Source organism: Cytobacillus purgationiresistens, from assembly GCF_030813235.1.
GTDB classification, from domain to species: domain Bacteria; phylum Bacillota; class Bacilli; order Bacillales; family Cytobacillaceae; genus Cytobacillus; species Cytobacillus purgationiresistens.
On the sequence record NZ_JAUSUB010000018.1, the window covers coordinates 44,568 to 58,050 of the forward strand.

14 protein-coding genes are annotated in these 13,483 nt (G+C 33.3%); 2 read left to right on the forward strand and 12 right to left on the reverse strand.

Features of this window, described 5'->3' with window-relative positions; genetic code table 11:
- Positions 1 to 11: 11 nt before the first annotated feature.
- From J2S17_RS18410 to J2S17_RS18420, 3 genes are all read right to left on the reverse strand, one after another.
- The gene (locus J2S17_RS18410) at positions 12 to 674 is read right to left on the reverse strand and encodes a methionine ABC transporter permease (protein WP_307477239.1); all 663 of its coding nucleotides are present in this window, start codon (positions 672 to 674) and stop codon (positions 12 to 14) included.
- The gene (locus J2S17_RS18415) at positions 667 to 1,416 is read right to left on the reverse strand and encodes a methionine ABC transporter ATP-binding protein (protein ID WP_307477240.1); all 750 of its coding nucleotides are present in this window, start codon (positions 1,414 to 1,416) and stop codon (positions 667 to 669) included. Before J2S17_RS18415 ends, J2S17_RS18410 begins: the two co-directional genes overlap by 8 nt.
- Positions 1,417 to 1,591: 175 nt before the next feature.
- Positions 1,592 to 2,854: a vWA domain-containing protein gene (locus tag J2S17_RS18420; protein ID WP_307477241.1), complete on the reverse strand. Its 1,263-nt coding sequence runs from the start codon at positions 2,852 to 2,854 to the stop codon at positions 1,592 to 1,594.
- Positions 2,855 to 3,106: 252 nt separating this feature from the next.
- Here J2S17_RS18420 and J2S17_RS18425 point away from each other — a divergent pair, with 252 nt between their 5' ends.
- Positions 3,107 to 3,979, forward strand: coding sequence for a polysaccharide deacetylase family protein (locus J2S17_RS18425; RefSeq protein WP_307477242.1), 873 nt, complete (start codon positions 3,107 to 3,109; stop codon positions 3,977 to 3,979).
- A 793-nt stretch (positions 3,980 to 4,772) separates the two neighbouring features.
- Positions 4,773 to 5,243 carry a hypothetical protein gene (locus tag J2S17_RS18430; protein ID WP_307477243.1) on the forward strand — a complete coding sequence of 157 codons (471 nt, stop codon included), beginning with the start codon at positions 4,773 to 4,775 and terminating at the stop codon, positions 5,241 to 5,243.
- Positions 5,244 to 5,457: 214 nt separating this feature from the next.
- On the opposite strand, the gene J2S17_RS18435 is transcribed toward J2S17_RS18430, so the two are convergent.
- From J2S17_RS18435 to J2S17_RS18475, 9 genes are all read right to left on the reverse strand, one after another.
- Positions 5,458 to 5,844, reverse strand: a complete 387-nt coding sequence (locus J2S17_RS18435; protein WP_307477244.1) for a hypothetical protein — start codon at positions 5,842 to 5,844, stop codon at positions 5,458 to 5,460.
- A complete protein-coding gene (locus J2S17_RS18440) occupies positions 5,831 to 6,553 on the reverse strand; it encodes a nucleotidyltransferase domain-containing protein (protein ID WP_307477245.1) in 723 nt (240 codons plus the stop codon). The genes J2S17_RS18435 and J2S17_RS18440 overlap by 14 nt, the downstream gene beginning before the upstream one ends.
- Positions 6,550 to 7,440, reverse strand: coding sequence for a pentapeptide repeat-containing protein (locus J2S17_RS18445; RefSeq protein WP_307477246.1), 891 nt, complete (start codon positions 7,438 to 7,440; stop codon positions 6,550 to 6,552). Before J2S17_RS18445 ends, J2S17_RS18440 begins: the two co-directional genes overlap by 4 nt.
- A gap of 192 nt (positions 7,441 to 7,632) precedes the next feature.
- Positions 7,633 to 7,806 (reverse strand): hypothetical protein, encoded by a 174-nt coding sequence (locus tag J2S17_RS18450; RefSeq protein ID WP_307477247.1) that lies wholly within the window; start codon positions 7,804 to 7,806, stop codon positions 7,633 to 7,635.
- A 251-nt stretch (positions 7,807 to 8,057) separates the two neighbouring features.
- Positions 8,058 to 10,250 (reverse strand): DEAD/DEAH box helicase, encoded by a 2,193-nt coding sequence (locus J2S17_RS18455; protein WP_307477248.1) that lies wholly within the window; start codon positions 10,248 to 10,250, stop codon positions 8,058 to 8,060.
- Positions 10,251 to 11,195: a HamA C-terminal domain-containing protein gene (locus tag J2S17_RS18460; RefSeq protein WP_307477249.1), complete on the reverse strand. Its 945-nt coding sequence runs from the start codon at positions 11,193 to 11,195 to the stop codon at positions 10,251 to 10,253.
- Between the two features lie 119 nt (positions 11,196 to 11,314).
- Entirely contained in the window at positions 11,315 to 11,794 is a 480-nt protein-coding gene (gene rlmH, locus J2S17_RS18465) for a 23S rRNA (pseudouridine(1915)-N(3))-methyltransferase RlmH (RefSeq protein WP_307477293.1), read from the reverse strand.
- 79 nt (positions 11,795 to 11,873) lie between these two features.
- On the reverse strand, positions 11,874 to 12,035 hold the full coding sequence (locus J2S17_RS18470; protein WP_307477250.1) for a CxxH/CxxC protein: 162 nt from the start codon (positions 12,033 to 12,035) through the stop codon (positions 11,874 to 11,876).
- A gap of 109 nt (positions 12,036 to 12,144) precedes the next feature.
- Positions 12,145 to 13,365 (reverse strand): S1C family serine protease, encoded by a 1,221-nt coding sequence (locus tag J2S17_RS18475; RefSeq protein ID WP_307477294.1) that lies wholly within the window; start codon positions 13,363 to 13,365, stop codon positions 12,145 to 12,147.
- Positions 13,366 to 13,483: the final 118 nt, after the last annotated feature.

Here is a 13,483-nt window from a genome sequence, read left to right on the forward strand (position 1 = left end):
TCCTCCATTAGTTATCTTTTATCAATCATTCTTGATACAGTGGTTCCAGTGAATTGTATAAGCTGAACCAGTATGACCATGATGATAATCATATATATCATCAAATCAGTTTTAAATTGCTGATAGCCGTAACGAATGGCAAAGTCACCTATGCCACCGCCTCCCACCACTCCCATAATCGTTGAATAGGAGATGAAACTGATAATCGATGTGGTTAATCCGAGAACTAGTCCAGAACGGGCCTCGACATAAAGAAATTTAAAGATCACTTCCTTAACAGAAGCACCCATTGAAATAGCTGCTTCCATCACACCCCTTGGCACGTCCAATAAAGATTGCTCGACCAATCGCGAATAATGGGCAATCGCGATGATGGATAGCGGAATGGTTGCAGCTGCTGTGCCAATAGCAGTCCCGATGATGAATCTTGTAAATGGGATTAAAAAAACTACCAATAATAAAAACGGGAAAGAACGGATAATATTGACGAATAAATTTAATGTCGAAAAAACAAACTTGTTCTCAATCATTTGCCCCTTCCTGCAAAGGAAAAGCAATGTTCCAACCGGGAGCCCTATTAGAACGGCAGCGAAAATAGAAACACCCACCATTACAAAGGTTTCGCCAATCGCTCCCCAAATCTCAGCTTCATATTGAACTAATATCTCAGGCATGGTGCATCTCACCATCCTTTGTTAGTTGTTCTACAAAGCGTTTGGGACTATCATCTATATCTTGGATTCCCTTTGGTTCAATTGATACTTCTTCATAGATTTCGCCATCTGTCATGACCGTTACGCGATTGCAAATGCTCTTAATCACTTCCATCTCATGACTGACAATGACAATGGTCACACCGAGACTTTTATTTACATTTTCTAACACACCTAATATTTCAGCCGTGGTATTCGGATCAAGCGAAGAGGTTGGTTCATCGCATAGCAGCACTTGCGGGTTATTCGCCAATGCCCTTGCAATAGCCACACGCTGTTTTTCTCCACCGCTTAATTGTGAAGGATATTTTTCCATGAAAGTCTCGAGTCCGACAAATTGCAGACACTCCATCACGCGGTTCCGACGTTCTTTCTTTGGATAGTTTGCCAATTCCAAAGATACAGCCACATTCTCGAAAACCGTTTTATTCGCCACTAGATTAAAATGCTGAAAGATCATCCCTATTGATTTCCGTGCTTGTCGAAGATCTATGCTGCTCAAGCTTGTCAGCTTTTGATCATTCACTTCCACTTCACCATCATCTGGGGATTCCAACAAATTCATTAGCCGCAGCAAGGTTGATTTACCCGCGCCGCTCGCTCCGATGATTCCATGGATCTCACCTTTATTTATTACTAAAGAGACAGACTTAATGGCCTGGAACTGCGAAAAATTTTTACTCACTTGATGTAATTTAATCATAAAAAAACCCCTTTCTATTATGGGAAAGGTGATCATAACGTCTATTATTATAGCCTAATAATTTTAGGATGTCATTTTGGCAGAAGATTTAGTCAACTAGGGCGAATAGAAAGATCCAGCTCCATTCGACGGGGCCGGACCTTTTATAGCATTTGCTTGCAATCATTTTCTTATCCTAATGCAAGAGACCATGCCTTTTCGCCTCAGCAAGCCAGGTAGGAAACTCATCCAGCAGACGGTTGTATAATTCTTCGTCTGTTATATTATCCAAATCATCCAATGCGAAAAAGCCAGCATTATCAATGAACCTGCCAGGCAGATTATCGAGCTTTTGCAGTACGCCGTAATTTGCATTGCCAATCCCGACAAATTGCCAAAATAGGTTCTGTTTTGAGGAGTCTACTAATATCTTTGAAATCTTTTTATCCTCATAAATCCCGCCATCACTGAAAAAGATCACATACGTTGGAATATCATTTCTCGGTTCTTCCTTCACGTATTTTTTAATCACATCCCGCATCACAGCAGGCTCATTATTACCTACCCCCAGCCCACTGAATATCTTTGGTGTGGGATACGTCCGTTTAATATAATCCTCATAGTCCCGCTCGTTTACGCTCTTCGCTCTCATAGACTTTGAGCCGAAAAACCAAACATCTAATTCTCCATTATCATCCATACATGCAGCTACAGCAAGCACCCTCTCAAACGCGCGTTGCACTGTTCCCTTTGCATATAATGCTGTCATCGAACCAGAAGCATCAAAAACAACAGCTACACGCGCCTTCACTTGCGGAATCTTCTTCTTTTCCAAAGAAACGGCAACCTTTTTCTTAAGCAGGTCTATTTTGGATAAGTTAATTTTCGGCGCGGGAGCAGCTTCAGCCGGAGGCGCTTCAACTTGAGGCAAAGAAGGACTCTCAGGCTCTTCAACATCCACACCAAAGGACTCTGCCAACGGTTTTAATCCTCCATTAAATCCTCTGCCAATCGCGCGAAATTTAAAATTGGACTGATGTCGATAAACCTCAGCAATTACAAGTGCCTTCTCCTCAGCCACATCATCCACCTGATAATGAACTTCTCCCTGTACACTCTTAACATTTATACAAAGACCTTGAACCGTGCTAAACGTTAAATGACCATCTAGAGTAGCTGTAAAAGCACCACGCTGGATTGAAGGTGAAAGTCGATCTAAATCAATTGTAAAAACGACTCTGTTTTTCTCATTTTCCTTGAGCGAAACACTTCGTTCAGGATCTGTTTCCTGGTTGTAAAATACCATGTAATCATCGGATGGCACCTTCCCATCGGCAGTCACTAAGAAAGAACTAACATCCAATTCTGATGAAGAAGACCATTGCACTTCTATAGTGATTATTCCGCTTGATGGGAGAAGTGTATTAGCTCCTTTTTTTAGGGAAACTGTGTTAGACATGACAGAAATCTCCATTCTAGTTTTCTTTTTATTATAATAATAGGAATTGATTACTACAATTCATAAAAATTTTTTTCTTTTGATATGGAAATATTTATTGTTTCTATTGAGGTTTAAATTGTAGAACAGTTCACCAGATGAATGTTAGTGAGGTTAGTTAGGAAAAAAAAGGGTGTTTTCCTTCTTTTTGAATAAACTATCCTTTTTTATCAAAAATAACAATAAGTTTTTAATATAAAAGGAGATGAATGGATGAAAAAAGAGCAAATAATCAAGTGGACGTTGGTAGTTGGACTTTTGTTATTTTTTCAAATGACAAATGTCATGATTATACATGCGGATGAGGAATCCTTGGGTGATATCTCGCAGCAATGGTGGAAAAAGGACAAACGGGATAATCCCAAGGAAGGTTTTCCTGACCTTAGAGGAGGACCGGAAATCCCCAATCGAGCACGTCAGCAACCTGTTGATATGACAGTCTTACAGCAACGGTATCCAGATATATTTTTTTTACAAGGTTCTACTGATCAAAAACGAGTTGCTTTAACTTTTGATGATGGCCCTGACCCACGTTTTACTAATGATGTATTAGAAGTATTAAACCAGTACAATGTACCGGGAACGTTTTTCTTATTAGGCTCGAGAGCTGTTGCTTATCCTGAAATAGTCACGCAGATTCAAAATGAAGGTCATGTAATTGGAAACCATACATACATCCACCCTAACCTTGTAGATGAATCCGACATCGAAATGCTAGAGCAGGAAGTAACTAGATCTGAAGATGCTCTTAATGACATTATTGGTTACCGACCACATTTATTCAGACCCCCCTATGGTTTCTTATACAATGAATTGGTCGAAAAGCTTGCGGAGATGCAATATTTAGTGATTGGCTGGTCGGTGGATTCGTTAGATTGGCAGGAAGACCCGCCAGAGGTTATCGCTTCAAATGTGTTAGACGACGTGCAGCCAGGAGCGATTATTCTCATGCATGACGGTGCAGGTGTGGATGGAGATCGAACCAATACAATCGAATCACTTCACCAAATTATCCCGACACTGCAAGAGCAAGGCTACGAATTTGTCACTGTACCAGAATTGTTGAATGTTCCATTTGCGAAATAGAAGATCTTTCTTCTATTTCTTTTCATTTCTTGTATTAAAGTTTTCCTTTTAATTTCAACCTCTATATTCCCTTCCCAATGAAAACACATTGATAAACTTAGAATTAGCTCTTCATTCCTATCCTTTAATTTACTCCGAAAAAAATAACTGGTCTACTTTCTATCAGCCCAGTTATTTTTAAAAATTCTACTAAACCTCATTTGCTTATGATACGGTGAACCGTATTATATCTAAGTGAGTTTTAATCATCATCAGGACACCAAGCTCCAAAGTAGTCCTCTACCATTCACTCGGTCATTGTATAATATATACTAGCTAGAAATGGCTGTTTCCTTCTAATATAATCAAATCTACGCCAATCTTCTGAATCTGTTATGCCCTTATAGCTACAGGTGTGTTTTTTAAATAATTTAAATCTACGCTGCTTCATTCCTCATAATTTGCACACTGGTGTACTGAGCTAATTCACAGAGTGTGCTACATATCTCAATAATCCCATATAGGTCGTATTCACTTACAATATTTAGCCCTGTTGATGGGAAATTATTAGAAAATAATTCTCTCGACTCTTTTAACTCATTAAAGTATTGTCTACATTTACTGCATAATCTGTATCCAAGTGATTTAAATAGTCTTTTGTATTAAAAAAACACTATTTTCCTTCCATAACAAAAGGATAAAAAACAAGGATTATCGGATCATGCTTTTCATAAAAATGTACATTTTATGTAATTTTTATGATAATATAGTACTGATTTTAATATTTGTTAATTTTGTAAGAGGAGGATAAAAAATGAAAGAAATTGAATTCTCAACTAGTTTACTATTCTTTTGGATAAAAGGTAAGGTTGAGGTCGATAATAGGTTTGTAAAAACAAATTTATCAAACACATTATTAGGATTTATCCCTGCTGGTAAAGACCAACAAAATGTCCCTCTAAAAAATATATCTGGAGCTATGTTATCTACCAAATACTATATCAAACCAATTATTTTAGGTTTATTTATATTTTTCATAGGATTGGGATCTCTGGGAAATAGCTTTATCTTTGGTTTGTTACTTCTAATTTTAGGAATAGGCATTGCAGGTAATGGTCTTCAAACAATATTAAAAATTGAAAAATCAGGAACACCCTATTTAATAATGGTCCCATTTTTCGAAAAACAAAAAATGCAATTATTAAACAATACTATACATGACGCTCTAGCAGAAGATACAGATAAAACGGATTTAAATTTATATTTTGATAGGAAATCCCAATAATATTTTAAAAACTCATAACGCAGAAAGGATAATTAATATCCTCTCTGCGTTTAATTACCTACTAATAAAAAGATAGGATTGAACCTTATTTATACTGTTCTACGCTCATATAGTTGAATTATCAACCAATAATGTCTAACCAAACAATTCTATAAAATTCACATTATTATAATAGAGACCTCATTTACTTATGATACGGTTCACCGTGATGTATCTAAGTGAGGGCTTTTCTTTCGTATTCCTCTATATATTCTTTCAATGCTTCAATAAATATGTCTAATTTGTAATTTTTTATTATCTTCTTTTCAGCATTGCCGCCATAGCCCATAGTAATCGTCCGTGTAGTTATCATTGAATTTAATTTATTAGCACGATTTATTAATATCTTATCATCACTAGTTATATCAATAGCATTTTCTAATCTGTGAAAGTGTAATTTAGTTAATCCTTTAAGCTGATAATTATATTTTTTATTAATAAAATTTGAAATTGATATAAATAAATTCCTTTCAAATTCGCTAACCTTTGAGTAATTAAAAATTAAGGTTTTATCTTTATTGATTTCTCTATAAAAAGATTTTAATATCTCAATACTCTTCATTTTTATCCTCACTGTTAATAATTTTTTCACATACATCTAGTAAATTTGATACTTCATTTATCATCTTTATTAATCTATCCCTATTAGGATAAGCCAACTCCTCTTCAAGCCCCCTGGTGTAATCAATTCTCCATTTAGATAAAGAGATAAAATTTGAATAACTTACTGGTTCATAATTTAAATATTTTGTAAGATTTTCATATGCAGAATATCGTCCAAAATTAGGATTACCTATTTTAAAACAGGTTAATATACTAATGTTTCTACATAAGAAAAATAACATTGATAAATCATAACTATTTACTCCATTTTCTACCAAACTCTTCTGAACACTGCTAAATAAGTCCCTATACAATTTCATATTCTTTTGATAGCCATCAAAATTTGATAAGTTTATAAAGATATTTTCATTTCTTTTATTAAAAAGATATTTTCCTTCCTTTTTTAAATGCCATAAAAATAGGGACCCATCTCTAGACATTTTGTTGAATATCTCTTTAGTATATAAAGAGACATTCACTTCTTTAGCAGGAAATTGGTAATATATTTTCTCTATTAACTTTTCTCTTTCTATTTCTGTAAGAGAATCTACTACTAAAGCAAAAATATCTATATCAGAATTAATATCAGCCTCATTTCTTGCCACCGAACCATAAACCATTACAACTTCTAGACCTTTTATATAATTAAAATTATATCCTTCTATCATTTCGAGATTCTCCTATAAACTCCTGATACAAGAAAACCAAGAAATATATAACCTAATGTATTTTCAGTAACAAAAATAATTTTTGTAGTCGTTGTGTTAGGAATATAGTTTCCATAGCCCATTGTTATAAAATTAGTATAGCTAACATATATAGAATCCCAAAAACTCAATTCTACTAAAACATTACCGGCTGTTGTTGTTGAAAGATATTCTGCATTGGTGCAAAAGTAAATTAAAATAGCAAATACAATTATTATAGTAAGTGCTGCTCTAAAAAGTCTCGATAACTTTAAACCATATCCCCAGATCAAATCATTCAGACTTAACAAAATATAATTAAAGTAGGCTTTAACTCTAGAAACAAAATCTTCTCTCTCTTGATGATAACTAGTTTCGCATTTTACACGTTCCATCAATAATGACTTTTCAGCATCTAAAATTTTTAATAATAATTCGTCCGCACCTTTGTTATCACCAATGCTTATTTGATTTAATCTAAGTTCTTTTAATAATTGTATTTTCAAATTTGTCTCTTGTGGTAAACATCCCAAAACTTCTTTTAAATTAATTTGACAATTTTTAAATTCAACATATCTAATATTGCATGAATTAAGTTTTATATTCGATAAATCACAATTAATGAAAACTGAACCTGTTAAATCCACATTATTAAAAGTTGCATATCTTAAATAACAATTTTCAAAAAGTGAATTATTTATACTACAACTATTAAAATTAGCTTTTTTAAGACCAACATTTGAAAAAGTAGACTTAAATAGTCTAACTTTCTGTAATAAGAGATTATCTTCTTCTTCATATCTAATACATACTTTTTCACGTTCTACTTCTAAATTAATTTCCTTAATACTTATTATTTCAAGGTCCAATAATATATCCCCCTATATATAAACCAAAATCCACTAATAATAGTATATTTTAGAATCGAATTTTTCATCAACAAATTCAAATTTCACTTTTTCTATTCTCTTTAATGAATCGACTATGTTATAACCAGTTTCATAAGAAAAAGAAATTGAACTATTAAAACAAATACCATCAAATCAAAGTATTCTAATTATTTAAGTAATTAATTGTGTAAAAAGGTAGCCTTCTTTTTCCTCAGGAGTAATTGGCATAGAAAATCTCTCTGATATATTTCTTAATAATACATACTCCTCTAACTTACTGTCATTATTATAAAAATGTAGTAAGTTTATTTCCCTAAAGTCAGCTATCCTTAAATTTTCTAACAATATAAACTCCCCAATAGAAACGTAATGATTAGGATAAGGCCTTGTATCCGGAATATATTGTAAATATGAAAGGAGACTTCAAAAAGAAAATTACTTTATATTAGAAGAGAATTTGTTAGAAAAATTTAGAAAAGCCCTCATGCAGAAAATGTCAATTTATTAAAAACAGCACCATTCCATTTAGATTTGAATGGTGCCCTTACTGTTTTTATAAATACCATTTATTTATGATTCAGGTTCTACATGATAATCTATGTGAAACTTATTAAATTTTGAATTTTTTTCTTCTCATAATTTAAAAGACTGCCCTCATTCCAAACTTTCTCATCTCTAATAAATTTTAAAACATGATTTATAGGTAAATCTTTAGGAATATACCTTTCAATTTTTTTAATTGCTGAAGAAGGAACACCTAAGTCTATTAGATGTGATAAATTATTTGAAACGTATTCATTTTCTATTAAGCTTGCATATATCTTATAATTTCCAGGTTTTATTCCATTTTTATGACAAACTTCCCTTTGAAGCTTATCAATTACATTTAACCATTTAGGTACCTTATACTTTAACCAATGTCTATGAACCTGCATTGTATTAAGTATTGCTGAGTCCAAAATTTGATTCTTATTTTTATTCTTGTTAGCAGTCTGCTTAGATTGATATATGTATTCAGACCGTATAGATTCTATAAAACCATCTTTTACTCCAAAATTATTAGTCATAAAAACTAATTTTCCTTTTGTCATTGGTAAGGTAGTCTCACCAGGTTTTAAAAGGTTATCCCAACCTAACTCTAATATAAATGTTAATTGTTTATATGTGGGAATACCCTCCCAACAAATCAGTTCTTGATTGTCAGTAAGATTTTTCTCTATTTCTTTTATTATATTTAATTGTCCATTAACAGATATACTATTATTTTTGATTACCTCAAAATAATCGCCTAAAGTCTCAACTAAGTTATTATAACGTTCAGTTTGTTCCTTTTTAATAATATCTTTTTCCAAGCTAATAATAACTTCATCTGAAGCCTCAACCTGATCATAGAAAGGAATATCTATTATTACATCATTATTATTTGGAATTTCATTAAATAAATAAACCTTCCCTAATATATGTTTCATAAATCTGCCCGATCTACCTTTAATATTACTAAAATCAAAATAATCAATATCTTTTCCACCCTTAATATTATCGAATATCACCACATTTTTTGCAGTAGTATTCACTCCCTCAATAAGAGTAGAAGTACAAAATAAATACTTTAATTTTTTGTTGTTAAAATAATCGACCACACTTTCATTGAGATGCTTAATAATTGCTCCATTATGAATCCCAATTTTATATTTTAAAAGTGTGTTATAAGACCATTGTGAGGTTAGATTTTCATTTATCCATTCAATTAACTCTAGATCTTCTTCTTTTTCTATCTTTTCTTTTTGCATAAGGTAATCCAAGAATTTGATAGATAGACTCATTACCTTATTTGGTGAGGAGCAATAAATAATTGTCTGTTCTTCTTTTAAGTCCAATAATAACTCAAATAAAAGATTTTCTTTAAATTTTATTTTCCCTGGAGAATTAAGCTCTTTTTTATATTTTGTATATAAATCAATAATCTCGATATTTACTAAGGAATAATTGGTTTTGTAGAAGATTGCATTATATTTCTCAGCAAAACCTGGTGAGATATTGGTTATGTTGGGCCCTAGTAAATAAAATTGTGATCTATGTTTATTTATAAGTAAATTAGCTGCCATATTTAAAACATCTGATCGTTCATCATCTCTCTTGGAACTTAACTTATAAAACTCATCTATTATTACAAAATCAATTTTAGGAAGATTATTATACTCTATTACTCTTTCTGCAGTTAATATAAAAATATTATTTTCATTACTTTCAGCTTCTTGGCTGGTAGTTACTATTATATTATAGGAATTATTATACTTTATTAATTTTTTAAATGTTTCATGTATAAGTGCAAGAGTTGGTTGTATAATTACTATATTTCTATACTTTTCACTTGCTACTATCTCCTCTATTAAAAGGCTTTTCCCAAAGCTTGTTGGAGCACTTACAACTAAATTTTTATTGTTTTCTAAATGAGATAAAATTATTTTTTGTTCTCTATGTAAAGTAATGTTATTAATATTATTAGATTCGTGATAATATGTCCTGATTTCTTGACCTAAATCTTTTATGTCATTATTGTCATATACTTTTAAATACGGATAGAAACCTGCTGAGTCCAGTAAGTCTAGCCAAATCTTTTTCGTTCCTTCATCAACCTTTTCCCAATTATCAATTATAGCCAATAAAATATCTCTTCCTATTTGATCATCCTTACTTCTCAAGTACCTTGAACAAATACCCGTTAAAGTAAAACTGTATTCAAAATCAATAAATTCCTTATTGTAAATTTCTTCTATATTAATACCCATTTATTCACCTAAATTCTGCATAATAACAAGTTTTTTATGTAGTCCTTTGACTAAATCAACTTTAGATTTAACCGGAAATAATATAACTATTATATTTAAATGACTTTTTAGCGGATGATCATATTTATCATCAAAATACTTTTTTAATTTTTTTATCTCATTCTCATAGGCTTGAATAAATTTTTCATCTCTTTCATCTGAATGTTCAGTAAATAGATCGCATGAGTAAGTACAAATTAACGGTATTACAATTTGATTTAGTTGGTCAGCTAATTTCGTTGTATTGTCTAATAAACTTAACCAATGATCCACTTTTTCATTAGGTGCTGTATCTTTAAGCCTATTTGATATTATTGTAAACTCGTCGTTTAAATAGTCCCTTTTGAAATGTTCTTTAAGATCTTCGATTAATGCTAAGAGCCCTTTCTTACCATCTGTATAAAGTTTAGATTCTCCCAACCACAAAGTCCTATTTAATTCGTTAATATGTACAGAATCGAAACCATGAACTGCATGTCCATATGAATCTTTAAAATAAACCTTTGATATTAACGGAACTGTTCCATGAAAGTTTTTCAAGATAAAATGCAATATTACTTCTCCAAATTCTCCTCTCTTCAAATACTTTTTATCAATTTCTATATCATCGTCAAGTACTTGGTCTGATAAATACAAATCTGAAACTTCTCTAAACTCTTTAATCTTGTATATTGACTTCGCCGCTTGGTATATTTTATTAACAAGCTCATCATTAGAAGTTGAGGTTCCTTGATGAAACCCAAATGCAAACTCTGGGATAATGTTTATGAGATAACTTATAAATTCATTTAATCGATAAACCATCTCTCCATCATCATTCAAGTCATAGCCTATATAATATGTAACTAAATCACATTCCATTATTCTTGTATTGAGTATTTTTGAAGCACTAGCAACAGTAGTCATATATCCTCCAACTATCAAAAATTAATGTTAGTAATTGGTAAATTTATAGGTAATTATACCACATAAAGAAGCCTAACTAAATAAGTTAGGCTTCTTTTATTCTTAACAAAAAACCTCATTTACTTATGATACGGTTCCCCCCGATTAATCCGAAAAGCCCGATAAACCTGCTCCAGCAAAATCAGCTTCATCAACTGATGCGGGAAAGTCATCTTAGAGAAAGAAAGTTTATCGTTTGCTCTGTTCAGCACTTCATCGCTTAACCCCAGTGACCCGCCAATTACAAATGCAATTTTGCTTTTCCCGTAGGTAGCAAGTTTGTCCAGGTTGTCTGCCAGTTCTTCAGATGATTTCATCCTGCCATCGATAGCGAGAGCGATAACATGAGTGTCGGGGTGAATTTTTGCAAGGATGCGTTCTCCTTCTTTTTGTTTCACCTGTTGCATTTCGATTTCGCTTAATTCCTCTGGGGCTTTTTCGTCAGGAACTTCGATGATTTCTATTTTTGCATAGGCCGAAAGTCTTTTTAGGTATTCATCGATTCCTTGCTTTAAGTATTTTTCTTTTAGTTTTCCTACAGTGATTATTGAGATATTCACAGCCATCCTCATTTCATAAACAAGATATCCACAGAAGTTATCCACATATCCACATTTTTAATCCACATCTTGTATGGAATCACTTGTTCGCTACAATATATATTGCAGGTTTTTGACAATATTCACAGGTTGTTGTTAAGTTATCCACATCTGATACCTTCGTTAATTTGGGAAATGTTTCGTATTCGTCCACAATCGTGTCGATTGCTACTTCAATATGTTCTTCGCAGCTATAAATCATGTTACAGTCTCCTTTTTACTTGCTTTATTATCTATTATTATTTATCCACATCTCATCTTACCAAATCATAAAAAAACAAGGAAGCTTTGGATGCTTCCTTGTTCTCCTTTTAGAATGTATTTTCTGCTGCTAGCTTCATTGTTGTTTCTTCCAATTGACCATTACGATAGTATTTAATCTTCAAGTTATCGCCGATATTTTTCTTGATGTAAAGATGATGTCTTAGCTCTAATACATCGTTGATCTTATCTCCGTCCATCTCAACGATTACATCCATTTCCTGAAGTCCTGCCGAAGATGCTGGACTATTTGGCTCCACTCCGCTGACGACTACACCAGATGTCACATCTTTAGGAAGCTTTAATGCCTCATCTTGATAGTAGCCTGGGATTTCATTAACAGAAGCAAGCTGCAGTCCCATATATGGGCGCTTCACTTCTCCATGCTGCTCCAGATCAGTAATGACGGTTTTTGTAAAATTGATGGGAATGGCCAGACCTATTCCTTCAACAATTGATTGGGCAATTTTCATTGAATTGATCCCTACAACTTGCCCGCTGATATTCACAAGGGCGCCCCCGCTATTACCAGGGTTAATTGCTGCATCTGTCTGGATAACCTCAGCTTGCCAATCCACCGTGCCATTTTGGTCAATATCTACTGGCACTGTCCGCTCTAAGCCTGAGATAATTCCTTGTGTAACTGAGCCTTCAAATTGCCCTAAAGGGTTCCCGATCGCGATCACTGGCTCTCCAATTTTCAATGAGTCTGAATCGCCAAATTCAGCAACCGTTTTAATTTGTGAACCGTCCACTTCAATGACTGCTAAATCAGTCCAAATATCTTTACCGACCACTTTAGCTGGCAGCTTTTCACCATTTGTAAGACTCACTTCAAGCTGCTTTGCTCCTTCAACTACATGATAATTGGTCACAATAAAAGCTCTACCGCCTTCTTTTTTATAGATGACACCTGAGCCTGAACCAGCTGCTACGCCTTCTGCATTCTCATCATTTGACCAAAAACCTGAGGCTTGAATATTCGAGATGCTGACAACGGCATCTGCTGCCTTATCCACCGCTTGAGTGACATCAGTTATTACGTCCAAAGACAACTGTTGGACATCAGCATTGTTATGCTGAGCCGTATTGGATTGTCCTTGATCTCGTGATGAGGCAACCCCATTATAATCGAGAACCTTCGGGACGACTGCAATGACGAGCACTGCGCCTATAAGGACACCAGCCAGACTTGCTAATATGTATCCGCCTTTGCTTCCTTTTTGCCGCTTGCTGCGGCCTTCATAATGATGATCATCATAATAGCCCATAAACCACCCAATCCTTTCCATGGAATAACCGGAGCAAATAGCTCCTTTATAACAGATAATGGTTATCATTTATTCTTCCTATATAACCATAATTATACTCCTTGTTTTATAAATGCCT